Here is a 26,441-nt window from a genome sequence, read left to right as displayed (position 1 = left end):
AGGCCAACGGCTTGGCAAACATTGTTTCAATTGCATTTTTTGCGTTCTTAGGTGGCAGTGGCCGATACCTGATTGGTCAGGGAATACCGACGCCTACCGGATTTCCGTGGGCCACTGTCTTGGTCAACTTGATAGGGAGTGGCGGGTTAGCCTGGTTGTCGCATGCCAAACGGGTGACGGCCCACTGGCCGAGTGCCATTACCGTTGGTTTGGGTGTTGGCGGTGTCGGTGCCTTCACGACGTTCTCGACGTTCAGTGTCGATGTGGTTCGCTTATTGCAGCAACAACGGTGGGGTCTCGCGGCGGGTTACTTGGCGGTGACGTTGGTGGGTGGCTTGCTCTGTAGCTGGCTCGGCCTGTGGAGCGCCCGTAAATGGGGGACGTTCCCGGTGGTTGAAGGATGATGGCGGCACTGGCAGGGTTAGGTGCCATGCTCGGTGCTCTGGGCCGCTACGGGACAACTCGGCTGGTCCAACGCTGGTCCGGTAATCATTGGCCGGTGGCCACCCTAACTATCAACTGGGTGGGATGCCTGCTATTAGGTGGTTTGACCGGCTTGCAGGTTAGCAATCTTCTGGCCATTTTATTGGGGACGGGAATTCTCGGTGGATTCACGACTTTCTCGACCTTTAGCCATGAAGTTGTGATGCTGGCCGATCAGCGGCGTTTTGGCGCAGTGCTGGGTTACATACTGTTGAGTGTCTTAGGCGGAGTTCTATTGGCCGCGGCGGGCTTCTGGTGGGGCCTTATCCACGGCTGATCACGATAAATCAGTGGTATTTTCTCTGGAACTTCTTTATCATTGAACACATTGAAGAAAAAGAAGGGAGCAAGCGTTGTGACCAAACAAACGAAGCCCCAATGGTGGAGCTGGGATCTCTTGGTGCCACTGTTGATTTTTACGTTAGGAACCATTTTACCGAGTGTGATTTTGCCAGCAGTGCCGTTTCAACTCTTGTTAGTGGCCGTGCAGTATGGTCTGTTCGTGATTGCCATGGCCTTGGGCCTGTGGTTGACGCAACGCGCATCCGCCCGGGGCAGTATCATTGGCTGGTTGGTCATTATTATTGGCCTGTTGGTGGCAATGTGGATTGCAGCCCGCACCGTCCCGGCTATGGGATTGGTCTACTTGACCCGTGTTGGCGGGAGTATCGCACTACTGTTATTTGCGGTGATCGTAACTGGATTGACTTGGTGGCATCAGCGACGGCACGCTAATTCCTGGTTCCCGGCGATTCTGGGGAGCCTGTGGATTACGACGTTGCTAGCTCTATTAGCCCGAATCCCACTGACATCTAGTCTGATGGTCACCTCAGCCGGTAGCTGGTTGATTGCGTTGGGGACGATTCTCGGGGATGTCAGCGTCTTAGTGATTGGTTGGCACATCTGGATTGCTCGGCAAAATGAGCAAGGTCAGGACCAGTCATAGGAATCCTGGTCAGCTAATCGTGTTTCTTAAGTTAACTACGCAAAAGGGATCTGGAATTTTTTCCAGGTCCCTTTTATTTATCCTAAATTTAGAATGCTTAAACGGACGTCAGCTGACAAATAACGCCCGCCGATTGGCCTTAAAACCCAACCGGGTCCAACGCATCTGTTTGAAAGCTAGAATTGTCTGATAGGTTCAAGGCCTGCCGCAGGCTGGTAGAGACTTTGTCGATCTCAGCCTGAGGGGCAATTTGGTAATCGATACCGTTGATGGTCGCTGGTTGCCCCTGTAGTGTTTGCGATTGAATGTGGCGGCTGGTGTGGCCATCCTTGGCGCGTAGCCAGACGAGGTCTTGGAAGGTCAAGTTGGTCTGGAGGTTGTTGGTCAGCGAGTCCAGGACGGATTGGTAGCGCGGCAAGGACCCGATGCTAGCTTCCTTTAGAACTAAAGCTTTGATGATTTGGCGTTGCCGTGCTTGCCGGCCGTAGTCACCTTGGGGGTCTTGGTCGCGCATGCGGGAGTAGGCCAAGGCGCTGGCGCCGTTCAAATGAATCTTAACGCCCTTAGTCACGTTAGCCTGTTGGTAGTGAAAAGTCAGGAGGGGGTCGACCGTGACGCCACCCACGGCGTTGATCATTTTCTTAAGGCCGCCCATGTTGAGAAGCACGTAATAGGGAATGGGGACGTTTACCAGGTGCTCCACCGTTTTGATGGTAGTGTGGGCACCATATAGTGGGTAAGCCGCGTTGATTTTTTCCTCGTCCTGTTGGCTCCCCCAGATGTTGACCAGCGTGTCACGGGGGATGCTCGTTAATTTAGCCGTCTGTTTTTGGGGATTGATGGTGGCAACAATCATGGTATCTGTGCGGCCAACATCGTGACGGCCAAGGGCGCCCGTGTCGGTTCCCAAGAGGAGTACGGCAAACGGCTTACCGCTGGTAATGGTGGTGTCATTGGGTTTGCCGACGGCGTGATAGGTGGCGGAAAAGGTCTGCTGAGCTGCATGCCAAGCACGCCAGCCGTAGACGCCACCGCCAATCGCCAGTAGACTACACAGTGCAATGAGCCAGTGGCGTAAATGATGCCGACGCGGGGCAAAGCTCTCTCGGCGTGGTGGTAATGGTGTATTTTGCATGATGATTCCTCCCCTTACTCTCTTAATCCGCAATCTAGTATACCCACTCATAGCTAGAGTGGCGGTGCGAGCCATCGGTTTTTACGGTTTCTTAGCAGATCTGTCATCTATTCAGAAAGGAAACCTAACGTTCAGAGAAAATAATGGCAATTTTTTAATAATTTGGTTACAGTAAGGAAGTACACGTGTCTGCAATTTCTTAAGGAGTTGGATTTGCGCCTTACCGGGCGGAAAAAATAGGCTGGAACGCTGTGAACGCGATTTCGAGCCAAAGAGCGGTCTCGAAACTCGGTTCTGCCTAACCACGGCAAGTCACCGTGCTAAGGCAGTGCCACGGCTGAGCCTATTTTTCCCGCCCTCTCGGCTGACACAGGCCGCTCATCACATATTAGGGTTGCAAGCAAAGTACAGATAAATTAAAAGGGAGTTGGCACATAATGGCAAAAGTCGAAAGTTTCACTTTGGATCACACAGCTGTTAAAGCACCTTACGTTCGGTTGATTACTCGCGAGACCGGGAATAAAGGCGACGTTATCTCTAACTTTGATTTACGATTGGTTCAACCGAACCAAAACGCAATTCCAACAGCCGGGTTACATACGATTGAACATCTCTTGGCGGGGTACCTCCGCGACGAAATGTCTGGCGTTATTGATTGTTCGCCATTCGGTTGCCGGACCGGCTTCCACCTGATTACTTGGGGTGAACAATCCACTGAAGAAGTTGCTAAAGCTTTGAAGGTGGCCCTTCACCGGATTGCCTTTGACACTGAATGGAAAGACGTTCAGGGGACTGACAAATACAGTTGTGGAAACTACCGCGACCACAGTCTGTTTTCCGCTCAGGAATGGTGCAAGGATATTCTCGACAAGGGGATTTCTAAGGATCCATTCAAACGCGAAGTCATCTAACGAATTTAAATTTAAAAATTGCCGCCTTACCGTTCGCCAAATTTGGACTGGAACGCGGTGGGAAGGACGGGACAAGCCAAAGGGCGGTCTTGCCCCTCGCTTGAAGCCGCAAAACACGTCTTCAAGTCGCCATTTTCAAGAAAATCACTTAAAAATCCCACGGCTGAGTGCAAATTTGGCTCACTCTCGGCTACCTAGTGGCGCGCCAGTAATATTGAGTAAGTTCTGTCATTCATGCATTTGAGCTAGCTTAATTCCCAGGAACCCGTTTAACCGGAGGTGGTCAGCGGTGGAGCCAGCTGTGTCGACGGTGTTAGCCGATTTTCGGCTTACAGCGTGGGACGTGTTTGGAGACTGGTGGTTTTTCCAGGCTTCAAACCGAGTCGAAGGACCGGTTTTCAGGCCGTAGGCGTTCCCCACAGCAGGCGGAATCTCTGACAGCCGCAGGTGGCTGGATAAGTCTATAAGGCCTTACTATTCTTGACTTGATAATGGTTTTCGAACTTTCAACCTTTAGATTTAACCTTAAATTGAAGCTCCGTTGGGTCTAACGACCTGGCGGAGTTTTTTGGACTGCGCCGATTCATTATTTTACAATTGTTTTCATGAAATTAATTTAACATTTGTCGAAACGCCTGACCGCAAAAGCACTGTCAGCTTAGTTGGAACCGCTACCATTATTATCAAAAAAATAATATTCCAATTGATGGTCCGAATCTTATGCGATACACTTTATATGTTGAATAATTTCGAGAACAAGTTATTAGAAAGAAAGGAACGCATCCATGAAATTTAGACATATTTGGTTGGTGCTACTGGTCGGATTGGGGTTCAGTCTGGCGCCCAGCGTACCGGCTCATGCGTATAAAATCGTCCATCAGCGGTCGTCCGCTTTGAGTGTTGGTCGTTTACGGAGCATCAATGATAGTGCCGTGCACTATACGGGGGTACCCCGCCGGTATACCCATGCCAAGCATTTACATAGCAGTAACCTAATTAAGAGTATCAAGGGGGCATCCGTTAAATTTAAGACGAAGTACCTCTTACCGTATCCGGGTTATAAGCATCAAGCCTGGGGAAATCCGCAGAGTATCGCCACTAGTGGGCGCTACTTGTACGTGGTTTACTGTCCAACGGCCTGGAAGAACAAGGGCCGAATCGTCCGGTATGACATGACGAAGTTGGATGGCTTGCGGGCCACACCTCGCCAAGTTCAAAAGGCATATTCTTCCAATGCTAAGAAAGAACGCGCTATTCGAAAGGCCATTAAAGTGGGCCCGGTCTTCACGACCGGTCACGGTCAATCACTGGCGTACAATTGGAAGAATCATCACTTGTACATGTGGTGTGACAAGGAATCGGCACCACGCCAACCCATGAATCAGTATGGCTATATCAGTGAAATTAGTACCAGTAAAATGAAGGTGCTGCACAAGATTCGTTTCCGCTTGCGGAGTCGCAAGTTCTCGGTCCCCGGTGGGCATGTTCTGACGTTTGATAAGTATGGGAACGCCTATTTCTGGTCTCGGCCATCCACGTATCGCGCCTACATTTACAAGGGTCGAATCTCGCGGAATAAGGTTCATTTCCGGCTGACGCATCAGGTCTTATCGCACGGTCCCGGCACGCGGGTGCAGAGCATGGGGTACAACCCCCACACGGGCAAACTCTATCTGGTATCTGATGGGTCGATTGCTAACCTGCCAGCTAAGAAGTTGAATGGGAACGGCCATCTGACGAAACACAACGTTAAATGGAATAAGTTCTCACCGCGACGTGAACTGGAAGGTTTAACCTTCGCGCGCAACGGCCGAGCTTACCTCTTGAGTAACCATAATCCCGAGGTCCTGACGAGTAACCGCACCAGTTGGTAAGTTTAAATCGTTAAAAGAGTTCTGAAGTCCGCCAATCTTTCGCACAGGTCTTATACTTGCGCAAAAGATTGGGGGATGAGGGATTATGAGAACAATTCATTTAGCTGGGGCACTAATCCTTAGTCTGGGCCTCGACCTAGCTGCGACGGTGCCAGCACACGCGGCGGCCACAACCGTCAAACAAACTTCGGCAGCCTTAGTCACGTCTAAGCGCATGACAACGTTGAATGATCGCCAAGTACATTACGTACCCGTGCCAAGTAGTTATGCCGACGCAACTCACCCACAAGGCGTAAATATCATTGCCAGTGATCGGGGCAGCGCGGTGACGTTTAAAACGAAATACTTGTTACCAATTCCAGGCTATCGGCATCAGGCTTGGGGTGATCCCCAGAGCTCGGCAGTCGTGGGGCATTACCTCTACGTCGTGTACTGTCCGACGGCTTGGCATAACCGTGGCCGCATCGTCCGGTTTAATTTACAGACATTGGCCGATCTGAAGGCAACACCGCGGCAGTTACAGATGGTGTACACGAACGCTGCGGCACAGTCGGCGCAAGAAATGATGATTCGTTCTGCTATCAAAGTGGGGCCAGCCTTTACGACGGGCCACGGTCAATCGTTAGCCTACGACTGGCATAATCATCAGTTCTATATGTGGTGTGACCGCGAGTCTGCTCCTCGCGTCAACATGAGTCAGTATGGGGTCCTACAACAAATTAATGCGACGTCCTTGCAGCCAGTTCACCGGATTCAATTTCGGTTGAAGGCCAAGCACTTTGCGGTTCCTGGTGGTCACGTGTTGGCGTTTGATAAGGCGGGCCACGCCTACTTTTGGACGCGACCACGCGCGAATGAAGTTTACATTTATCAGGGGAACATTCACCGAAATCACGTTAGCTTCCGGCTGACGAAGCAGATTTTGGCACACGGCCCTGGGACCCGTGTCCAGAGTATGGCGTACAATCCCAACAATGGGCGGCTATACCTGGTGGCAGATGACTCAATTGCCAGTTTACCAGCTAAGAAGATCGAACATCTCAGCAGTGGGGATGTTAAGTGGACTGGTTTCACATCTCACCGGGAGTTTGAGGGGTTGACCTTCGGAAGCGATGGTCAGGCTTATCTGATGAGTAACCACCAACCGGAGATTTTAGCAGGCAGTTCGTTGAATTGGTAGAAATTTTAAAGAAGCGTTGCTAGTAAGTGGCCATTTGATGGTGGGCTGCTGGCAATGCTTTTTTAGTGGTTTGGATGAGGTCGTTCTGGAAAAAGGAAATTAGGCTTTCCAAAGAGGAAAAATTGATTAAACTATAAGTAGTCATGGATTTTACTGAAAAAATGATGGAAAGGTTGGGCGGGGCCACGCGGAAGATAGCGCATGGTCACTGCAGAAGGTGGGGAAAATGCATTACTTACATAAATTGGTTATCCTGACGGTGTTGGTTGTCGGATTAGGTTTAGTTGGGCTTACGCTGCCAACGACTTCAGCGCAGGCAATGTCGCGGACTACGCCGCAAACGTTACGGGGAACCTGGTATCATTGGGATAAGCGAACCGGATACGATAAGCGGATCATTCGCAAGCACCAAATTTTTTACAATCGGATGGGACGTCACGGCAAGTGGGTCAAGAACCTGGAAGTGATCAAGGTGGCTGCTAAGGGAAACTACACGCAGTATGGTTTCATGAGTCACACGACTGGTGGCGAGACGGGGTTGTTCTTCTCCTATCACATGAGGATTAACGGCAAGCAGCAACACGTGATGGTAGAATCACCACAGGGGGCGTCGATGAAGCCACGAGTCTATACGCATGCTAAGCTGAAGCATGATTATCGGGCGCCACAGTCTGTTAAAAAACATCTACGCGTTTAGAGGAGGATTTAGCAAGGTGAAAAAGTTGATTTTACGAGTAGCAGTGGTAGCGATGGCGTTAATCAGTTTCGGTGGACTGGCGACGGTTACCGGCCACGCTGCCTCGTACACGAATCGTACATTTAAAACGGTTCCGAAGAAGTTGCGTGGAACCTGGTATCATTACAATAAAAAGCACCACTTCTATCAAAAATTGGTGATCAAGCGGCATTCTTACAGTGAAAAGTTGAATAAGCACAAGACACAGACCATCAAAGGTAAAAAGCTCGTGATTCAGATGGGGTATCGGCACAAGAAGTGGGCCACTTACGCGTTTGAACAGAAAAATGTATTTGGGCCAGAACCAGCAGAGTACTTTACGTACCGGATGAAGATTGCGGGCAAGCAACGTAACGTGTTGGCGACAGTTACTCAGGATATGGGAATCGCGGCCACAGTTTATACACATAGTAAGGTTAAACACGGTTACTTTGCGCCCGTTGCGGTTAATCAGCATCTTCGTTAAGGTCGGAGGTAGCAATTAGAAAAATATAAAAAATTAAATTGGCCGTGAATTCACTGGTATTCACGGCCTTTCTGATACCGTCAAGTTGGCGATGAAACTGCTGCCATAAATCTAGCAATGTAGATAACACTATATTTATTGTTGCCTATTTACTAAAACTACGCTATGCTGGGTCTAATCTCTTTTGTGGGGGGAAGAATCGGACTTGAAGAAACCAAAAATGTATCGCCAAGAGTCACGTTCAATTTGGCTGATACTCACGCAACTCGCTGTGGTCGAAAGCATGGCCTGGCACCGAAGAACGGGTATCTGGTAAGGGTTTGACTAGAGGAGGAGCTTAAGTGAACGCAACAACTTTTGCACGTTTTCGTAAGGAAATGAAACGGTTCATGGACCAAGCGACAAATGACTACGAAGCCATTATTATCACGCGTAAAAATAAGAGTAACGCGGTCTTGATTTCGGTCGAGGAGTACAACAATCTGTTGGAAAGTCGTTACGTCCTGAATAAGCCAGAAAATCTGGCCTGGCTACAAGAATCTTTGATTCAGGTCAACGCCGGTAAGGTGGCAACGCATACCTTGCTGACTGAGCAGGAGGTGGCTGAACAGGATGAATAGTTTGTTCACCACGAATGCGTGGTCCGATTATTTAGCCTTACAACGGGCCGACTTGGGCTTGTTGCTACGGGTCAACGACTTATTGACCGCTATTATGGAGAACCCAACTAAGGGACCGGGACAACCAGAAGCCTTGCACGGCGTCTTTGGGGGATGCTGGACACGACGGATCGATGCGCGTCATCGCTTGATCTACCGTGTCGAGGGGCAAACGGTCATCGTGCTTTCCTGCCGAGACCACGCGGCGTAGGAAATTCAATGTCTAGAATTAAGAAATACCTCACCAACTTCTTTGCGTTGGTGAGGTATTTTTAGGCTAGCGGCCAATCTTATTCATATAGTCAGTCGGCCCCATCATATTGATAGGAGTAGTTGTGGGCAAGCTTAGTACGGGTATAAGCTTGGAAATAGCCCATGTTGTAATAGGACTGCATAATTCGTTTACCGTGAACCTTTTTCTTAGACAGCCAAAAGTTTCCCATGGTCTGGTAGCCATACTTAAATTTACCATTTAAGCAATAGTTGACGCCGCCGTACCCTTTTTTGTATTTTTTAACATAGAGTCGTTGCGACCCCTTTTTCTTAGTAGAGTACAACACTTTGCCGCTATTTATCACTTTATGCTTCGTAATTTTAATCTTTGTCCATTTGTGATGACCTTGATATTGGTACCACGTTCCCCGTAATTCCGTTGGGGTTTGTGAATGCCCCTTGTATTTGGCGTGGGCGGTCACCGATGATCCTGGGCCTATGAGTAAGCCAAGGGCCAACAGGGTGGCGATTAGTAGGCGCTGTCTGAGTTGCATGACTCCATCTCCAATTACTATGTATTGTGACACGCCTTTAGTATACGCCGGGAGAACGGGTATTTGTACGCACTTTTCGTGACAAGTGGGGAAATAGCTTAATGGACTACTTGACCAATCTAAAGAATAATTTATAAGACGTCAGGGCTAATCTTGCCTCGGAAACTCGTATAATGGGGATAAATATGTGAAGTCGGGGAGAGGTGGCACCATGGAACAGTGGCGACCTTTAGGAAGATTATGGCGATTCAATCAACGGGTGAGCCGATGGCGGGCGGCACGGGCAATCAAAGAAGCCCTACGCATCGCATATCCGTTTGTCTTAGTCATGACAGCAATCGACGTTATCGGTCAGAGCTTTTTAGCCAGTAATGGGTTCTTTTTTCAAATCTATCACGTGGGTGACTGGTTGCCTGGATTAGAGTTGTGGCAACAATTAATTCAGGTTGCCAGCACCGTGATCAACGGCGTAGTGGCCGTGATTATAGCCTTCACTACCGGTCGGTATTTGGCGAAGACTTATCGTGGTGATGGTCAGGCCATCGGTGTCATGAGTGCGCTGGCGTTTTTAACGTTGAACGTGAATTATGATGCGTTAGAACAGGTCAATCGCACTACCGGTGAGGGCATGTCTAAATTTATGGAGCCCAACTTGGGACCACAAGGGATTTTCTTAGGTATCGTAGTTGGACTGTGCGTTGGCTGGTTTGCCACGCACCTCATGCAGTGGTTGACGCGTTGGCAATTAAAACATCCGCGCTACCAGCTGTCATGGACTGGTCGGGTTGCCTGGCCGTTGACCGTAGTGTTGATCGTCACCATCGGTATTGGTTATGGGTTGAGCTGGCTAACTGCCGGTGGGTTGAATGGCTTGGTTTACCAGGGCCTGAGTGAACTGGTAGCCAATCCAGGTCATCGGGGCTTCGTTATTCTGGGCGTGACGGTTTTAAACAACCTGTTGTGGTGGCTTGGCTTGATTGGCCCCGTCTCGTTAGCGGGCAACAGTGCGGTGACGTCGCTTCAAAATTTAGCCTATGCGGTCCAGCACGGTTCCGGGTGGGGGGCGCCTAATCCAGTAACGCTACATACTTTGGGCGACGCTTACGCCAACTTTGGGGGCGCGGGGATGACGCTGGCGCTACTGATTGCCATTTGGATTGGCTCCAGACAAGTCAGTTACCGGCGAATCGCCAACCAGACCTTTCTGCCCAATTTAGTAAATTTGAATGAGCCAACCCTGCTAGGATTACCGTTACTCTATAATCCCATTTTGTTGATTCCATTTATTGAGGCGCCCGCGGTGAACGTTGTAGTGGCCTGGTCAGCAATTACGCTCAAGCTGGTGCCACCGATCGTCTATCCGGTGCCAAGCACCACACCAGGTCCGCTAATTGCTTACGTGGGGACCGGTGGTGATTGGCGGGCATTGGCCTTAAGCTTGGTTTGCTTAGGCATATCTGTGCTAGTTTATTTGCCGTTTGTTCGCTTGTTAAATGACCAAGGGGGTGCGAACCATGGGGCATAAATGGTGGCATTGGGTATTGGGCGTCGTGGTAATTTTGGCCGTCTTTGTCCCTAGCACAGCCTGGATGCGGCAACGAACGACGCACTATCGTACCCAATATAAAACGGCACTGAATCCGACCATTATGGTACCAGGGTCTAGTGCCAGTCAGAATCGGTTTGATGCATTGATTAAGGAATTACGTAAAGAAACCAAGGTACGTCATAGTGTTTTGAAGGTTCAGGTGGAAACGAATGGTCACGTTACTTACACGGGATCGATTCGCCAGGGAGATAATCATCCCTTTATCGTGATTGCCTTTGACAATAATCAGGATGGGGTCACGAACATTAATAAGCAGGCAAAGTGGCTGAATATTGCCTTTAAGGATCTAGTGAAGACCTATCATTTTAATCATTTCTCAGCGATGGGTCACTCTAACGGCGGCTTGATTTTGAGCCTATTTTTAGAGAAGTACTTCGGGGAGACTCAGCACGTCAGTATCGACCGGTTGATGACGATTGCAACACCGTACAATATGGAATCCGATAGCACGACGCAACAGACGACCATGTTGAAAGAGTTGATTGCGGGCCGGCAAAAGTTACCGAAGAAACTGACGGTTTATTCCGTTGCGGGTACTGAAAATTATTCGAGTGATGGCACGGTTCCAGCTAATAGCGTGAACCAGGGAAAGTATGTGTTCCAAAATCAAGTGGCCCATTACACCCAAATCACAGTAACTGGGGATGAAACCAGTCACTCTGACTTGCCGCAGAATAAGCAAATTGTTTTATTGATTCGTCAGTACCTCCTGCAAGAGAATTTACCGGCGGATCAACGCCAGCAAAATCAGCAGGCCAAGCGACGGGCTTTGAACGGAGAAGCGACCCAACCGTAAGACCATTTCTGCTATAATTGATGAAAACGGTGGGAGGTCTTGTTTGTGAATTTTCGCCAACTTGAATACTTTTTAGCAGTTGCTAATGCGGGCCAAATCACGGCAGCAGCTCAACAGTTGCACATGGCACAGCCGCCGTTAAGCTACCAGCTGAAACAACTGGAGAGTGAACTAGGGGTCACATTGTTGAATCGTTCGGCAACGGGAACCACGTTGACGCCTGCTGGTCAGCTGCTACGAGATTATGCGCAGCAGTTAGTTGATCTGCGGGATCGCGCTGACACCCAGGTCCGTTCACTAGGCCAGGGCTTAGCTGGCACGCTATCCGTTGGTGTTATTTCATCGTCGATCGGTGCAACGCCCAATGCTAAATTGCGGACCCTGACGCGGCATTACCCCAAGGTGCAGATTCGTTTGTTTGAGGACAACACTTATGGTCTGATTGATCGGCTAGCGAAGCATCTGATTGATGTGGCCATTGTGCGGACACCATTTACGGCACCAGGTCTCACCAGTAAGGAGTTGGCCACGGAATCGATGGTAGCGGTCGTCCCACAGAAGTACGATCACTTTGCGGCAGCGACCCTGAAGGTGGAAGATCTCGAGAGTGTGCCACTGATTATCTATCGCCGGTTTGAACAACTATTTGAGACGACATTTAGCCAGAAGGGGATGGCACCGTTTATCGCCTGTACCTGTGATGATGCTCGGACGGCCGTTCAGTGGGCTGAAGCGCGAATGGGGGTGGCCATCGTGCCGCACTCAGTAGCCGAGCAGGTCAGTGGGCCACAGACTAGTGTCCGGCCGATTCGGTATCAACCGTGGCGGACTACGTTAAAGCTAGTGTGGCCGGCAGAAATTACGCCGAGTCCACTTTTACAACGCTTTATTGATAGCTATTAGACATATTGTAAATACAAATTGGGCGACTCTTCCATATATTTTTTATATGGGAGGGTCGCCGTTTATTTTTAGTCATAAATGCCGTTATAGTGGGAATAAGCCCCTAATCGATTTGAAAGGGTGGCACATAGCAGGAACAAGTCGTTTTGTGTAAACTTAAACAAGTGATTGGCGTTTTGGGGCTAAGTGCCGGAATTATAGGAATTCCATTTGTGAATCAAGTTCATTTTTTGTTCGTTGCGGGCACTGACCAACTTGCCACGGGTCCCGTAAAAGTTGATAATCAAAGACGACATTGGGAATTGGTTAGGAGGTCAAAAAATTATGATTAATACAGCGTTAATCATGTTAGGCGTGGGTATCTTTGCCGGTATCGCAGGGTCAATCCTGGGAATTGGTGGGGGGATGATCATCACGCCGATCTTAACCCTTGGGATGGGGTTAAATATTAAATATGCAATTGGGGCTAGCATTATCGCGGTGATTGCGACGAGTTCCGGCTCAACCATCGCTTACCTACGGGACAACGTGTTGAACTTACGGGTGGCCATGTTTTTGGAAATTGCGACCACCACGGGTGCCATCGTGGGTGCTTTGTTGACCGGGGTCTTGGACCCCAAGTACCTGTACCTGTTATTCGGGTGTTTACTGGTCTTCTCTGGGTGGAACATGTACCGGAAGCTACGGCGGGGGCAAGAGGTTCTACAACGCGTAGAACCGGATAAAATTGCCGCTAAGCTTAAGCTAAACGGCAGTTACTACGACAAGGCTGAACAGAAGAGTATTGATTACCAGGTGGAGAATGTGCCAGCTGGATTCTCAGTTATGTTTGGCGCCGGCGTGGCTAGTGGGCTCCTCGGAATTGGTTCCGGGGCGTTCAAGGTCATGGCCATGGATACCTTTATGAAAATGCCATTGAAGCCCTCCAGCTCAACATCCAACTTGATGATGGGGGTTACAGCGGCGGCTAGTGCGACCGTGTACTTTTTCAATGGTGCCATTTTACCAGGAATCGCCGTGCCAATGGCTTTGGGGATTTTGGTTGGTGCCGTGGTCGGGTCACGAATCATGCAGGTTTTACCAGCTCGCTGGATTCGTATCGTATTTATTCCCATTATTTTGTACATTGGGTTTCAAATGTTGTTTAAAGGATTGGGGGTTCACTTCTAATGGAATCAAAGAAAGCAACGGCTAATGAAATGGCCCAAGTTGAAACCGTTATTGGTCGAATTCTACAAGTCGGCGTGATTGTTTCAGCCATTATTATGTTGATTGGTTTAGGCATGTTTTTGACAACTGGTTACTCTGGTTATGAAGGGGAATTCGTTCCCCGGCGCATGGCCACGATTTTAACGGGAACCTGGCAATTACGGCCATACGCCATCATGATGTTAGGCGTGTACTGCCTGATCTTAACGCCCGTTTTACGAGTCGTCGTGTCCATCTACGCGTTCTACAAGGAGCATGACCATCTGTATGTAGCCATTACCACGTTAGTTTTATTCATTTTAATTGCCGCCCTTTTAATTGGAGTGCACGGCTAAACGCCGTCTCCGGTTCTCGGGCAGGCCGGTGGCGGTGGGGACCGGGGAAAGCCACAGTTCGGTCTTTCCCCTCGACTTGAAACCTTGCCCAAACCGCAAGTTTCCAAGCTCGTCCCCTGATGTAAGTTTGGCCAAAGACGTCCGAACTAACATCAGCGACACAGCCACCAACCTGCCCGAGAACCTGCGACTGACACTAGTTGGTTAGACTAAGGATATCCAGGTAGTTAAGCCAGTTAGGGTAGAGAATGCAGCAGGTGACCACCGTCAAAGCCGTGAGGTCCCAGCAGATGGGCTCAGGCGTCTCGTTATTCTTAGTGCCAGTGGTTTTCCGGCAGTTAGAATAAGACCAAGTTTTAAGACTCACGGGTTTGGTGAGGCTTAAAATTGTGTCGGCACCGTTCCAGCCCATCTGCTGGGACCGGTAAGGCGAAAACAACCAGCAAAGAGAATAGAAGAGACAAAGAAGCTCCGACCAATTTGGCTGGAGCTTCTTTGTTGTTGCGGTATTAATGAACGTGAACGAGTTGAGTGGCGGCAGGTAATGCCACAAGGAGTGATGCTTATTGGGCGGTGTAACCACCGTCGACAACGAATTCAGCACCCGTAGCAAACTTGGATTCGTTGGAAGCCAAGTAGATGCAGATGTAGGCGATGTCGTCGGGTTCACCTAAGTGGCCCATTGGCGTCTTGGAACGGTCAGACATGGCGGCCTCGATTTCAGGAACGGCTTCAACCATTGGCGTCTTAATATAGCCAGGGTGAACCGTGTTGACCCGCACGTCGTAGTCGTTCATGGCACAATCCAGAGCGGCTGACTTGGACATGATCCGCACAGCACCCTTAGAGGCGTTATAGGAGCCGGCGTTAGCGTCCCCAACTAAACCTTCGATGGAGGAAACGTTGATGATGGAGGCACCTAAGTGCTTGTTCTTCATCCGTTGAATCCCTAACCGGGTACCGAAGAAGACGCCGTCCAAGTTAACGGAAAGTAACTTATGCCAGTCTTCCGTCGTCGTGCTTTCGATGGGACCAGTTAAACCGATACCGGCGTTGTTAACCACCGTGGTAACTTGTCCAAAGGATTTTTCAGTTGCATCGAAAACGGCGTTCCAGCTGGCTTCTTCCGAAACATCTTGTTGGAAGAACTGAATCACGTCAGGGGCTCCAATGGACTTGGCGGCCTTTTCACCAACGTCAGCGTGACGGCCAGTAATCATGACCTTTGCGCCTTCTTCAACAAACTTATGAGCAACGGCTAAACCAATGCCAAGCGTTCCGCCAGTTACGATTGCAACTTTTCCATCCAAACGATTTGCCATAATTATGACCTCCATAAAGTATTTACGTGATTAGTTTCACATACAAGTTAATTACTATTATGCTACAACTTGCTAAGTTTGTTAAGTATTTTATCAATTTTAAGCAATTAAAGAGAGTGCGATGAAAGGCGGTTAGTCAATGAGCATTAACGTCGCTAGGCGAACAATCCCGGTCTTGGATTGTTGGTCTAGCGGGGTTAAGCGGAGTTGACTGCCTTTTGGCGCACGTTTCGACTATATACGTTCAGAACGTAAAAAGAGTCTGAGACTTTTACCTCAAATCCAATTAAAAAGCAACCAACCCAAAGTGGGCCGGTTGCTTCGTCAGAAAAATCAGAGATTATTGGGCAGTGTAACCACCATCGACAGTGAATTCTGCACCAGTAGCGAACTTGGATTCGTTGGAAGCCAAGTAAACACAGATGTAGGCGATGTCGTTAGGTTCACCGATGTGACCCATTGGCGTCTTGGTCCGTTGAGACATGTTCGTTTCAAACCCAGGTTGTGCGTCAACTAATGGCGTCTTGATGTAACCAGGGTGAACGGTGTTGACCCGCACATCGTAGTCCTTCAAGGAGCAATCCAAAGCAGCGGACTTGGACATCAACCGCACAGCACCCTTGGAGGCGTTGTAGGCACCTAAGTTAGGGTCACCAACCAAGCCTTCAATGGAAGACATGTTGATGATGGAGGCGCCGAGGTTCTTGTTCTTCATGCGTTGGATACCCAAACGCGTACCGAAGAAGACACCATCTAAGTTAACACCTAATTGTTGACGCCATTCGGCAGTCGTGGTGTTTTCGATGCTCTTAGCAATGGCCATCCCGGCGTTGTTAACGACCGTGGTAACGGGGCCAAAGGCCTTTTCAGTGGCGTCGAACAAGTCGTTCCAGCCTTCTTCGTCAGTTGCGTCGTGCTTGAAGAATTGGATGACATCAGGAGTGCCAACGGACTTAGCAGCCTTTTCACCGACGTCGGCGTGACGACCAGTGATCATCACCTTTGCGCCTTCTTCAACAAACTTTTGGGCAACGGCTAAACCGATACCTAATGAGCCACCCGTAACGATTGCAACTTTACCATCTAAACGATTTGACATAAAATCTCCTCCATTATCAATTTTCTGTTACTCTAATCACATGCCGGAATTCATTATGCCTGAAAACCGTTCATTTGTGAAGTAATTTCTTTCGATTGGGACACTGTGCTTATTTGTAGTGGGCTGTCCAAGTTATGCTACACTAGTTAGTAACGGATTCAGTGAACTTAAAAATTTAAATAATTGTATCCAGTTAAGTTCTGCTATGAGCTTGTTTAGGATTGGGGAGCGGTTAGATGTCGAAGCGTCACGTACCAATGTGGCTTTTAGGATTGGTAGGGATAGTCGTCAGTGCATTTTGTATTTGGGGTTATCTGATAAATGAAGAGGCAATCTCAGCTCAGGCTGCTTAGCCACTCAATAATTGGGTGTGGGGGATTACCACAGTTTTTGCATTGGCCTTCACATTTGGCTCTTTCTTAAAGCGCAAACGATTGGCGGCTGTGAGCTTGCTGGTGATGATAATCGGCGTGGTCGTTTATTTTGGATTTCTAAATTAAACGTCTATCTAAGCATAAGTGAAATAGCTAATCTTGTAGGACGTCATTTTGTAAATAAACATCTAAAGAGGCGAAGAAGTCGTGGGAGCACGCAAAGGTAAACCTGAACAATGGCGGCGAAATTTAGCCGTCTTGTGGTTAGGAACGTTTATTGCTGGCATGGGTTTCAGTGAAATCATGCCATTCTTATCGTTGTACGTTGAGGGCTTGGGTCACTTTACGAAGGGCCAGGTCACTATCTACAGTGGGTTGACCTACGCGGCCACGTTCTTTGTCATCGCGGCGGTCTCACCATTGTGGGGCAAGCTGGCCGATCGTAAGGGTCGGAAGCTGATGTTACTCCGGTCGTCAATTGGGATGGCCATCGTGATTGGCCTCATGGGCTTTGTCACGAACGTCTGGCAGTTGATTGGATTGCGTTTTCTACAGGGATTTTTTGCTGGCTATATTCCTAATGCCAGTGCGTTGATTGCTGCTGAAACGCCCAAGGAAAAGAGTGGCAACGCGTTGGGTGTGCTGACAACGGGGTACGTGAGTGGAAACTTGATTGGCCCAGTTTTGGGTGGTATCCTGGCTCAGGTATTCACCATTCGCTGGACCTTTCTGTTGACGGGCTTTTTCTTGATTGTGGTCTTTATTCTAAGCGCCACGTTGGTCCACGAACATTTCACCCCCATCAGTCGCGAGAAACAGGCGCAGGCGGGGAGTTGGCTCAAACAGGTCAAAAATCCAAAACTCATTTTAGTATTGTTAGTTTCAACCATGTTTATTCAAATGGGGAATAACTCCATCACGCCAATTATTAGTCTGTACGTTAAACAACTCATGAACGGCACGGGACCGATTACGTTAGTTGCGGGGATTATTGCGGCGTTGCCCGGAATTTCAACACTGTTAGCGGCGCCAAAGTTAGGTGAGTATGGTGATCGCCATGGGACGCAACGGGTGTTGGTCTTCGGGTACGTTTTTGCCGTCTTGATGTACTTTCCGCAGGGATTCGTGTCCAGTGTCTGGCTACTCGGGGTGTTTCGATTCATGATTGGGGTCTCCGATGGGGCTTTGTTCCCAGCCGTTCAAACGATGCTGACCAAGAACGCACCCCATTCGTTAGTTGGGACGGTCTTCAGCTGGAATCAATCTTTCCAGGCACTCGGTAGTATGCTGGGAGCGCTAGTTGGGGGCTTAGTGGCCAATTGGTTTAACTACAGTGGTGTATTCACGTTTACGGCATTTACCTTGCTGCTAAACTTTCTGCTACTATGGTGGTTGGTTCCAGAAATTCGGCAATGGCGCAGTAAACCCACTAAGAGGAGTGTAAACGAATGACAGATACGACAAATAATTTACCCGCCCAGTTTGCCAATGATCCAACATCCTTGGAGGCCATCGATCGGTTTCGTTCACTGATGTTGAATTATCGAAGTGCTGTGCAGGTCGTGGAGACTAAGATTCACTACTTGGACCAGGAGTATCAGATTCAAAATGGGCACACGTTGGTGGATAGTCTTCAGTCTCGTATCAAGTCACCGGAAAGCATTCTGGAAAAGGTGCAGCGCAAACACTTGGCCTTTGATTTTGAGACGTTACCGCAACAAATGCATGACATCGCGGGTATCCGTATTATTGTGCGATTTGAAGACGATATTTTATCCATGGAGCGGCGGTTAGAAAAGCAACCGGATATTAAAATTTTGAACCGTAAGGACTACGTATCGAAACCCAAGCCAAACGGCTATCGGAGCTTGCATTTAATTCTGGCAGTCCCGGTCTTTCTGGCGGCGGGCGTCGAAGAAGTAACGGTGGAGGTACAGATCCGTACGATTGCCATGAACTTTTGGGCCTCGTTGGAACATGAATTGAGTTATAAGAAAAACGTCCAGCATCAGGATGAGCTGCGGCATGAACTGGTGGCGAAGGCCGAGTTGGTACATCAGCTCGATCAGGACATGAACGCCATCAAGAACCAGATTCGGGCGGAGGAAAAGCGTAGTTGATTAGGGTGTCCGCCTGCGGCTGCCAGGGAGGGCCCGCTGTGGGGACCGGAGCGAGCCAAAGAGCGGTCTCGCTCCTCGACTTGAAGCTTCGGTAAATCGCCGAAGCTCCAAGCTCGTCCCACGCTGTAGGCTAGCTTAAAAACGCTAGCCAACACCGTCGACACGGCCGGCCCTCCCTGGCAGCCACTGGCTCCGATGGTGGAATTGGCTTCATCTTCGAATCGGTTGGCGTACGGATGGTGTTCATGAATCGTTAAATTAAAATGAGCCTAGTCTGGTTGACGGTAGATACTACGTCGAGCAAACTAGGCTCTTTATGTATGGTTTTGATGATAGCTAGATCCACAGCACTAGTCACTAGATAAACTGATTTTAGTCGGGAAGGCAGGTCTGTATTTACAGGTTAGTTGCTAGTGGAGGTGGTCAGGTGCGGAGCCCGTGGCGGTCTTGTTAGACCAAGTGGGCTACTTGATCTTACAAGACTAGGACGACCTTTAAGACTCGTATTTGGAGGCTTAAAGTCGAGTCTAAAGACCGCACCATAGGCTTTAGACGGTCCCACAGGCTCCACACTTGACCACCGTAACGATATTGCACCTGACCGGTCAAAAAAAGCCTTAGCATAAATGCTAAGGCTAAAGTTTACGATCATGCTTATTCAGAGCGTTATTTTTCGCTCGAAGCTTGGTCATCACGGCTGAGTAGCGTGATTCCGTTGACCGCAATCAAAGCAACAACTGCCATTGAAATCCCCATTTGTAGAGGTTTCCAGGTCATTTGTTCCAGAGTTCCGCCAATGTAACCAACAACTTCACCGAAGATAACCGCCCAGAAAATCACGACTAAATTAGATTCAAGCCACTTCACACGCGTCACCTCACAATCGATACAATTCTACCACGATTCAGGGTTCAGCGGGTAAATAACTTTATGTTTTGACTGGAACTTTTTAGCCAGAGGCGTCTGAGTTGCGGATTGTCAGGGGTTCCCGTATAATAAATCTTAATTGAATTAGAGATGGTTGAAGCGACTGCTTTCAAGAACGGCGTCCTCCTTGGGTTGGGGGGACCGTTTTTGGCGGTCGCTTTTTGTTTGCTTGCAGGCAAATGGACTAAATTTACTCACCTGATTGACTGGCTACCGGGTCGCAATTTAAGCGCCGGAAGACTATGCTGGGTGAAGGATTCAGCAATTATTGAAAAAATGACTCATTAAATCGAAGGAGGCTACTCGTGGAACTATTAAAAGACTTAACCTTGATTCTATTGGCAACAACCGTGGTGGGGCACTACTGTACGCGAATTGGCATTCCCGCCGTTATTGGGCAATTACTAGTGGGGGTTCTGGTGGGGCCGGCAGTTTTAGGCTGGATTACCCTGTCCCATTCATTGGAAAGCTTTGCGGAAATCGGGGTTATTATCCTGATGTTCATCGCTGGGTTGGAAAGTGACCTCCAACTGCTTAAACGGTATTTGAAACCCAGTGTGCTAGTCGCGTTGATGGGCGTGTTGATTCCCGTCATTGGCACTTATTTGGTCGGGATGTTCTATAATCTGGGGACCACGGAAAGTTTGTTTATCAGCGTGATTTTTGCCGCAACCTCCGTCTCAATTTCCGTCGAAGTGTTGAAGGAAATGAACGCCCTCAACAGCCGTGAAGGAACCACTATTCTGGGCGCTGCGGTGGTGGATGATGTGTTGGCCGTTGTGATTTTGAGTGTGTTGGTCAGTACGACCGGAACCGCCGTTGGCGAGAGTGCCGCTCAGTCCAGCAGCCTCTTATTGACGACGATTGAACAAGTCATTTACTTCGCGGCCATCTACTTTGTCGTTCGTTGGCTGGCGCCTTACATGGCTAAAATTGGCGACCGGCTGATGATTCCGATGGGCGCCACGTTGATGGCCATCATCTTATGTTTTGGGATGGCCTACGTTGCCGAACTGGTTGGGTTGAGTGACGTGGTGGGGGCATTCTTTGCCGGTATCGCCATTTCACAGACCACAGCGCGTTCGACGGTTGATCGACACATCGAACCGGTGGGGTACGCCCTCTTTATCCCGGTCTTCTTCGTCAGCATCGGTCTGAATATGGATTTCAATGGTCTGGGCAAGCAAATTGGGTTCATCGCCGTCCTGACCATCGTGGCGGTTTTGACCAAGTTGGTTGGTGCTGGTGCTGGGGCCAAAATGGCCGGCTTCTCATTAGGAAGCTCCACAGCGGTTGGTGCCGGAATGGTTTCTCGAGGCGAAATGGCACTGATCATCGCGCAAATTGGGTACCAAGCCAAACTGATGTCGCCAGTCCGGTATTCCGCCATCGTTGCGGCCATCATCGTCGCAACCTTGTTGGCACCGTTCCTGTTACGGTGGGCGATGGATCATGTGCGGCGTGGTCAAGTCGACCGTTCCAAGGTTCGACCTGCAGAATAGTTTTAGTCACCTACGGTTGCCAGAGTGGTGGCTGGCTGTGGGGACCGGCGTGATCCATAGTGCGGTCTCACGCCTCGACTGGAAGCCTCGGTAAACCGCTGAGGCTCCCAGCTCGTCCCACGCTGTAAGCTAGCTGTGAGACGCTAGCTAACACCGTCGACACAGCCAGCTACCATCCTGGCAACCTCCGGCTATGGCTTGACGAAACTTATTCTTTGACTTGTGTGGTCAGTGAGTAGTAATTGCTTGTCTTATAGTCTTAAATCTAAAAACGGTCCTCACCCCGGCACATAGCCGTTGGTGAGGACCGTTTCTTTGTAAAACTGATTTTTTTCGTGAAAATGGGTGACAAATTCGGTCCCAATTTCGTTAGTAAGGGTAGGGACTTAGTCGAGGCCCCATTCCATTTGCCCAGAGAAGTAGGGCTTGTTGTTGAGTTGGTAATTGGTCCAAGAAGCCGCAGCATCGTAGGTGTCGTCGATTGGCAGGTAGTTTTGCTTGCTAGTGCCTAATTGCTTAATCGTTAAACGGTAGTGGTGCTTACTGATTTTTTTGTCGGCGAAGCCCTTGAGTGGCGTCTTGTAATCGAGGGTGTAGGTCTTGCCCTTTTTGGTCAGCTTCGTTACTTTAACGCTGTCGAGTGGCTTCTTATTCATGAACGTGAGGTCGCTGACATCGGTCGATGGATTGAGCCAGTTGGCATCGTATTTTTTAAGCTGGAACTTGCTATAAGTTTGTAAATAGTTATCCAGCGTCAGCACGAGGCCTGGTTGGTAAACACGGGTGCGGCCTATCTTATAGCCCGTTCCCTTGAGTAACAGCTGTGTGCGAACGGGGGCCTTCAATGTCTTGACGGGTTTGAAATTGGCAGTACTGAGCCGAATCTTTTTTGGACTGTATTTTAAGTTCTTGATCTTAGCATAATGAACTGCGCCCAGAGTGAAGGTCGCGTATTCCTTAAAGTTCTTGCCAACTTGCTTGGTATCGACCGTACTAACGGCCAACAATTGATTCTTTTTAACGTAGACGGTTCGGTAACCGGCCTTGGTCTTTAACTTAGCCCCGATGGTCATGGCCTTCTTGGTCCGAACGTACGTCGTGAACGGTAAATCCTTGGTCTTGGTTGCCGCAGAAGCTCCGGTGACGCTACCGCCAACAGCGAGCAATGTGACGGCTAAAGCCAATCCCCATTTATGTAATCCAGTCATAAAAATCCCCTCCTGCGTTCAGGATACACCCCTTTTCTTGAAATGAACACCGCTAGCTTTATGGAAGCGGGGGTGCCGCCAGCCAGTGCCAGTGAGGGCCCCCGCTGTGGGGACCGTCTGCGGCCTGAAGAGCGGTCCTCCGACTTGGTTTGAAGCCTTCTTCAAAGCCCAAATAAGTCTTCAAACACATCCCATGCTGTAGATTCGGGGGCTCCGCCAGCCAGTGCCAGTGAGGGCCCCCGCTGTGGGGCACGTCTGCGGCCTGAAGAGCGGTCCTCCGACTTGATTTGAAGCCTTCTTCAAAGCCCGAACAAGTCTTCAAACACATCCCATGCTGTAAGTCCGGGAAGTTCGCCCAGACCAACACCATCGACACTGCGGGGAACCCTCCCTGGCACTGGCTGGCTACAGTAGTTCAGCAACTTTACATGGCGATTACGGCATGAATGCTAGTTGGGTGATACATGACTGACATTGGTTTTGTGAGAGTGGTGAGGGTGATTTACTTGAGTCGGCTTTTTAACTGGAAAGATGAATGTATGTGACATCTCAATTTCAGGATATTTCTATCCACTATAGCGGACAAATTGCTGAATAGAATACACATAATGTATCGGATAGACAGGTCAAGTAGCCGGAAGAGGTTGGGGACAATGCTCGCTGTGACGGTGGCGTTAGGGCGAGTGGGTTGCTCGTTCTTAGGCCACGGGACGAGCTTGGAAACTTGCGGGTTGGGCAAGGTTTCAAGTCGAGGGGGAAGACCGTTCTGTGGCTTCCCCCGGTCCCCACAGCGAGGGTTGCCCCCAACCTCTGGAGGCGGCAATCTATCCTGTCTGTCCTTAGGCTCATTAAAAAAATGCCCAGGCAATCAGGCCTGGACACTAGAAAATTCACTTAGAAATGACGTTCCTTCTTCTGATCATCCGTCCGCTTAGCCAATGGGCGTCGCCACTCGACGGTGACCCACAGGAAGGCAAAGATGATGAAGCTGGCAGCACTGATGAGCGCACCAACCTTTAAGCCAGGTGTTCGGTACGTCAACGTGACGTGGTTCTTACCTTGTTGCAACGGCAGGGCAATCATGCCGTCGTAATTGCGAATGATAGGGACGACCGACCGCGCGTGCATGGCCGATTGTACCTTGACCGGGTGACCATTCACCGTGGCCGACCAGCCCGGCGTCTTGGGGATGGCGAGGTACAGCATTGATTTTTGCTTGGTACCGGTCACGTCACCAGACAACCAGGAGACCCCGCTATTTTTACGGAGCTTGAAACGGTTTTGTTTCAGCTGGGTGACTAGTGAGGCATACCGCGACTGACTCAATGAAACGAATTGGTTACTGTAGCCCGCAGCGGGTTCCTGCGTAATGTAGCTGATCTTTAAAGTTTGACCTTTGGTGAACTGACCAAGCCGGAAGATGTAACGGTAACCATCAGCATTGATCATCGGCTTAGCACTCTTGCCGTTGACCTTCAGGCTGGAGTAAACCAGCGTGTTGGACGGCGAATAACCGTGCAATAAACCGGTCGCATTGACCCGGACTGTAAATGTCTGCAGGTAGCGTGGACCCGGAATGTAGGTTTTATCGGGAATGCTGTTGACCTCGGCCACCTTGGCCCGCCGGGTAGCGACACTTTTAACCGTCACAGGGTCGAGCGTGTCGTGTTTCGCGCCCAGGGCGTTCAATACGCGCTGCTGGTTGTAGAAGGCAGATTGGTCATTCAGCTGGATGTCGGTCATTGCCTTAGGTACTGCGAAACCGATACCGGCGTAGGCACTCAACTTGGTGACGGGGTGGGCGTTACCGGCATTTAACCGGTACTTCACCCCCAGTAACGTATCCGTTAGATGCGTGTAACCCTGAGTACTGATTCGGCGGACGTTGGCACTAAAATAGCCTAAGTCATGCTGGAACACGCGTGATTGTTCCAACAACGTTGAACTGTACAGGCTCACGCCAGGATAGTCGAACATGATGGCATCGTTGTAGTGGTTGTAAGCCCCACTGTATGCCTGGCCAATTTCGGAATGCTGATAGTCGATTCGGTGCAGGTTGGCTTTAGGCCGGTTGGCGTGGACCTTATTTAAAATGGCCGCGTCCTGTTTAAATGCTTTTTCAAATTTGGTTTGTGAGCCAAAGTTGATTCCCTGCGTGCCCATGTAGAAATTACTCCCGAGTTCGACCGATAGGAGCAGTCCTAGCAGACCGATTCGAATTGGGCGCCACTCACTGATGAACAGCAACATGGTGTTTAGGAGTAGGAGCCCCAGCGCCAGCCAGAGTAAATGAAATTGCGGTTGGCTGTGTAAGTAGAGGTCGTTGTTGTAGCTGGGTAAGAAGCGCGCCCAGATGCGGGGGATGACTTGTGCTGAGAGAAAGCCAATCGTCAACAGACCCATGCCCCAGACCAAAGCAAGTACCTTTTGCGGGTCATTCATGGTCTGGGCTGGTCGAGTTTGCCAAGCACGGTAGGCCGTTGTTAACGCCAGGAATGTGAAGAAGAAGACGTTTCTAAACGGAAAACCGGCTGGTTGCTGGAACATGTGCCAGATGGTATTGAAGAGGGTCACAAATAGACTCAGTCCCATAGCAATCAGCAGCCACATGGTCCGGCGTTTTTCCACCGCACGAATGCGAGGAGAAACGAAGTAGACGATGAGCAACAGGAACATCAACGTTCCCATGAAGACAGACGGCGCGTGATATAGGTGAGACTGGTAGTTACCGGTCAGGGGACCAAACTGGGCCATGACTTCCGGCCCAAAGAGTGGTGTTGGCAGGTAATTGGCCACGAACATGGCATTTTTCCCAGTCAGTAACATGCCCATCGCCGTTGGAATCAGGACGATCATGGACATCCCGCCGGCTAACAGCGAGCCAATCATGAATTGACGGACGGCAGCCAGGTGCATGTGCCAAACGTCTTTAAACGGGGTTGGGTTGGGCTGATGTTCAATAATCAAATAGATAAAGTACATGACGGAGAAGAGGCAGGTCATGTAGCCCAAGTAGTAGTTACAGATGATGGTGGCGGTTAAGCTGACGGTGTAGAGCCCGTAGCGGTGCCGGCTAACGATTCGGTGAAGCCCCAACGCAACCAGTGGTAACCAGATTAAGGCGTCGAGCCACATCATGTCGTAGAAATACATCGCCACGAAGCCACAGAGACTGAAGGCCGTGGAGAACAGTAGCATGGACCAGCCGCTGCGCAGGAAGGCGTGGCGGAGGAAGACGGCCATACTGAGGCCAATCGTACTTATTTTTAAAATGATGATCCAGGTGATGGCGGTCGGTAGGTGCGCCGCCGAGAATAGGAAGATCAGTAAATTGAACGGACTGATGACGTAATAGGTCAGCAACGGTAAGATGCCGCTACCGGTTCCTAGTGAAAATGAAAATAGGTGGAATTGTCCATTTAAAATCGTGTGTCGTAAATTCTCGAGAATGGGAATGTATTGTGCGCCCATATCGCTAAATAATAGGTTCCGGTGACCAAACGGTGTGATCTTTAGTTCAAAGAAAACCACGCACATGATGATCAGCGGCAGTAAAAATGCTCCCCCATACACCCAGCGGCTAACGCGTAGTGCAGCTAGAGTGTGACGTTGTTGCTTCATGAAAACCCCTCCGTTGATGACGAACAAAATGTCTGACCTTAATAGGATACCATGCAGACTACTTTGTTAAAAGTCTACCTCACTTTAAGGTAAGTTCCGTAGTCAATGGCCGAATCTTCGAAAAAATTTAGCGTTTGGTAAAGCAAACAACTTAAGGTTGCGTTATTGTTAAGCAGGTACACTATAACTTCAGACTGCTAGGTAGTGGATTGTAGGCACTGATTCACTGGGATGTCAGGGGATTTCATGCGGTGAACAG

The 26,441-nt window shown here is 49.6% G+C and carries 25 protein-coding genes; 18 read left to right on the top strand and 7 right to left on the bottom strand.

Going from position 1 to position 26,441, the window contains the following annotated elements:
• Positions 1 to 11: 11 nt before the first annotated feature.
• The 3 genes from EKM87_RS02515 to EKM87_RS02505 all read left to right on the top strand — a co-directional run bounded on the left by EKM87_RS02515 (position 12) and on the right by EKM87_RS02505 (position 1,429).
• Complete coding sequence (locus tag EKM87_RS02515; protein WP_125681510.1) at positions 12 to 404, top strand: fluoride efflux transporter FluC; 393 nt, start codon at positions 12 to 14, stop codon at positions 402 to 404.
• A complete protein-coding gene (locus EKM87_RS02510) occupies positions 401 to 760 on the top strand; it encodes a fluoride efflux transporter FluC (protein WP_225428380.1) in 360 nt (119 codons plus the stop codon). Before EKM87_RS02515 ends, EKM87_RS02510 begins: the two co-directional genes overlap by 4 nt.
• 78 nt (positions 761 to 838) lie before the next feature.
• Complete coding sequence (locus tag EKM87_RS02505) at positions 839 to 1,429, top strand: hypothetical protein (protein WP_191988554.1); 591 nt, start codon at positions 839 to 841, stop codon at positions 1,427 to 1,429.
• Between the two features lie 139 nt (positions 1,430 to 1,568).
• Here EKM87_RS02505 and EKM87_RS02500 read toward each other — a convergent pair whose 3' ends face one another.
• Entirely contained in the window at positions 1,569 to 2,564 is a 996-nt protein-coding gene (locus EKM87_RS02500; protein ID WP_125681508.1) for an LCP family glycopolymer transferase, read from the bottom strand.
• A 437-nt stretch (positions 2,565 to 3,001) separates the two neighbouring features.
• Here EKM87_RS02500 and EKM87_RS02495 point away from each other — a divergent pair, with 437 nt between their 5' ends.
• The 7 genes from EKM87_RS02495 (at position 3,002) to EKM87_RS02465 (ending at position 8,601) form a co-directional block, all read left to right on the top strand.
• The gene (locus EKM87_RS02495; RefSeq protein ID WP_125681506.1) at positions 3,002 to 3,475 is read left to right on the top strand and encodes an S-ribosylhomocysteine lyase; all 474 of its coding nucleotides are present in this window, start codon (positions 3,002 to 3,004) and stop codon (positions 3,473 to 3,475) included.
• A 785-nt stretch (positions 3,476 to 4,260) separates the two neighbouring features.
• Complete coding sequence (locus EKM87_RS02490; RefSeq protein WP_125681504.1) at positions 4,261 to 5,349, top strand: hypothetical protein; 1,089 nt, start codon at positions 4,261 to 4,263, stop codon at positions 5,347 to 5,349.
• A gap of 85 nt (positions 5,350 to 5,434) precedes the next feature.
• Entirely contained in the window at positions 5,435 to 6,529 is a 1,095-nt protein-coding gene (locus EKM87_RS02485; RefSeq protein WP_125681502.1) for an SdiA-regulated/phytase-like domain-containing protein, read from the top strand.
• A gap of 226 nt (positions 6,530 to 6,755) precedes the next feature.
• Positions 6,756 to 7,226: a hypothetical protein gene (locus EKM87_RS02480; protein ID WP_125681500.1), complete on the top strand. Its 471-nt coding sequence runs from the start codon at positions 6,756 to 6,758 to the stop codon at positions 7,224 to 7,226.
• Positions 7,227 to 7,242: 16 nt separating this feature from the next.
• Positions 7,243 to 7,731, top strand: coding sequence for a hypothetical protein (locus EKM87_RS02475; protein ID WP_125681498.1), 489 nt, complete (start codon positions 7,243 to 7,245; stop codon positions 7,729 to 7,731).
• Between the two features lie 341 nt (positions 7,732 to 8,072).
• Entirely contained in the window at positions 8,073 to 8,351 is a 279-nt protein-coding gene (locus tag EKM87_RS02470; protein ID WP_225426709.1) for a type II toxin-antitoxin system Phd/YefM family antitoxin, read from the top strand.
• On the top strand, positions 8,344 to 8,601 hold the full coding sequence (locus tag EKM87_RS02465) for a Txe/YoeB family addiction module toxin (protein ID WP_125681496.1): 258 nt from the start codon (positions 8,344 to 8,346) through the stop codon (positions 8,599 to 8,601). The genes EKM87_RS02470 and EKM87_RS02465 overlap by 8 nt, the downstream gene beginning before the upstream one ends.
• A 91-nt stretch (positions 8,602 to 8,692) precedes the next feature.
• Here EKM87_RS02465 and EKM87_RS02460 read toward each other — a convergent pair whose 3' ends face one another.
• Positions 8,693 to 9,157, bottom strand: a complete 465-nt coding sequence (locus EKM87_RS02460) for a hypothetical protein (protein WP_125681494.1) — start codon at positions 9,155 to 9,157, stop codon at positions 8,693 to 8,695.
• A gap of 211 nt (positions 9,158 to 9,368) precedes the next feature.
• Between EKM87_RS02460 and EKM87_RS02455 the strand changes: the two genes are divergently transcribed.
• The 5 genes from EKM87_RS02455 (at position 9,369) to EKM87_RS02435 (ending at position 14,009) form a co-directional block, all read left to right on the top strand.
• Positions 9,369 to 10,682 carry a PTS transporter subunit EIIC gene (locus EKM87_RS02455; protein ID WP_125681493.1) on the top strand — a complete coding sequence of 438 codons (1,314 nt, stop codon included), beginning with the start codon at positions 9,369 to 9,371 and terminating at the stop codon, positions 10,680 to 10,682.
• On the top strand, positions 10,672 to 11,562 hold the full coding sequence (locus tag EKM87_RS02450; protein ID WP_125681491.1) for an alpha/beta hydrolase: 891 nt from the start codon (positions 10,672 to 10,674) through the stop codon (positions 11,560 to 11,562). The genes EKM87_RS02455 and EKM87_RS02450 overlap by 11 nt, the downstream gene beginning before the upstream one ends.
• A 45-nt stretch (positions 11,563 to 11,607) precedes the next feature.
• Positions 11,608 to 12,465 carry a LysR family transcriptional regulator gene (locus tag EKM87_RS02445; protein ID WP_125681489.1) on the top strand — a complete coding sequence of 286 codons (858 nt, stop codon included), beginning with the start codon at positions 11,608 to 11,610 and terminating at the stop codon, positions 12,463 to 12,465.
• Positions 12,466 to 12,789: 324 nt separating this feature from the next.
• On the top strand, positions 12,790 to 13,635 hold the full coding sequence (locus tag EKM87_RS02440; protein ID WP_125681487.1) for a sulfite exporter TauE/SafE family protein: 846 nt from the start codon (positions 12,790 to 12,792) through the stop codon (positions 13,633 to 13,635).
• Positions 13,635 to 14,009: a DUF1634 domain-containing protein gene (locus tag EKM87_RS02435; protein ID WP_125681485.1), complete on the top strand. Its 375-nt coding sequence runs from the start codon at positions 13,635 to 13,637 to the stop codon at positions 14,007 to 14,009. Before EKM87_RS02440 ends, EKM87_RS02435 begins: the two co-directional genes overlap by 1 nt.
• Positions 14,010 to 14,572: 563 nt before the next feature.
• Here EKM87_RS02435 and EKM87_RS02430 read toward each other — a convergent pair.
• Complete coding sequence (locus EKM87_RS02430) at positions 14,573 to 15,331, bottom strand: SDR family oxidoreductase (protein WP_125681483.1); 759 nt, start codon at positions 15,329 to 15,331, stop codon at positions 14,573 to 14,575.
• A gap of 340 nt (positions 15,332 to 15,671) precedes the next feature.
• Positions 15,672 to 16,430: an SDR family oxidoreductase gene (locus tag EKM87_RS02425; protein WP_125681481.1), complete on the bottom strand. Its 759-nt coding sequence runs from the start codon at positions 16,428 to 16,430 to the stop codon at positions 15,672 to 15,674.
• Positions 16,431 to 17,011: 581 nt separating this feature from the next.
• Between EKM87_RS02425 and EKM87_RS02420 the strand changes: the two genes are divergently transcribed.
• Both EKM87_RS02420 and EKM87_RS02415 read left to right on the top strand, forming a co-directional pair.
• Entirely contained in the window at positions 17,012 to 18,256 is a 1,245-nt protein-coding gene (locus tag EKM87_RS02420) for a multidrug efflux MFS transporter (protein WP_125681479.1), read from the top strand.
• Positions 18,253 to 18,924, top strand: a complete 672-nt coding sequence (locus EKM87_RS02415) for a GTP pyrophosphokinase (RefSeq protein WP_125681477.1) — start codon at positions 18,253 to 18,255, stop codon at positions 18,922 to 18,924. The genes EKM87_RS02420 and EKM87_RS02415 overlap by 4 nt, the downstream gene beginning before the upstream one ends.
• A gap of 666 nt (positions 18,925 to 19,590) precedes the next feature.
• Here the strand turns inward: EKM87_RS02415 and EKM87_RS02410 are convergent.
• Entirely contained in the window at positions 19,591 to 19,791 is a 201-nt protein-coding gene (locus tag EKM87_RS02410; protein ID WP_125681475.1) for a YjzD family protein, read from the bottom strand.
• A gap of 365 nt (positions 19,792 to 20,156) precedes the next feature.
• On the opposite strand from EKM87_RS02410, the gene EKM87_RS02405 reads away from it, so the two are divergent.
• On the top strand, positions 20,157 to 21,353 hold the full coding sequence (locus EKM87_RS02405) for a cation:proton antiporter (protein ID WP_125681473.1): 1,197 nt from the start codon (positions 20,157 to 20,159) through the stop codon (positions 21,351 to 21,353).
• Between the two features lie 386 nt (positions 21,354 to 21,739).
• Here the strand turns inward: EKM87_RS02405 and EKM87_RS02400 are convergent, their stop codons facing one another.
• Complete coding sequence (locus EKM87_RS02400) at positions 21,740 to 22,561, bottom strand: hypothetical protein (protein ID WP_225428379.1); 822 nt, start codon at positions 22,559 to 22,561, stop codon at positions 21,740 to 21,742.
• Positions 22,562 to 23,455: 894 nt separating this feature from the next.
• Entirely contained in the window at positions 23,456 to 26,182 is a 2,727-nt protein-coding gene (locus EKM87_RS02395; RefSeq protein WP_125681471.1) for a YfhO family protein, read from the bottom strand.
• Positions 26,183 to 26,441 lie beyond the last annotated feature (259 nt).

This window comes from Levilactobacillus yonginensis (genome assembly GCF_003946265.1).
GTDB lineage: Bacteria > Bacillota > Bacilli > Lactobacillales > Lactobacillaceae > Levilactobacillus > Levilactobacillus yonginensis.
This window is presented reverse-complemented; position numbering and strand designations above follow the sequence as displayed.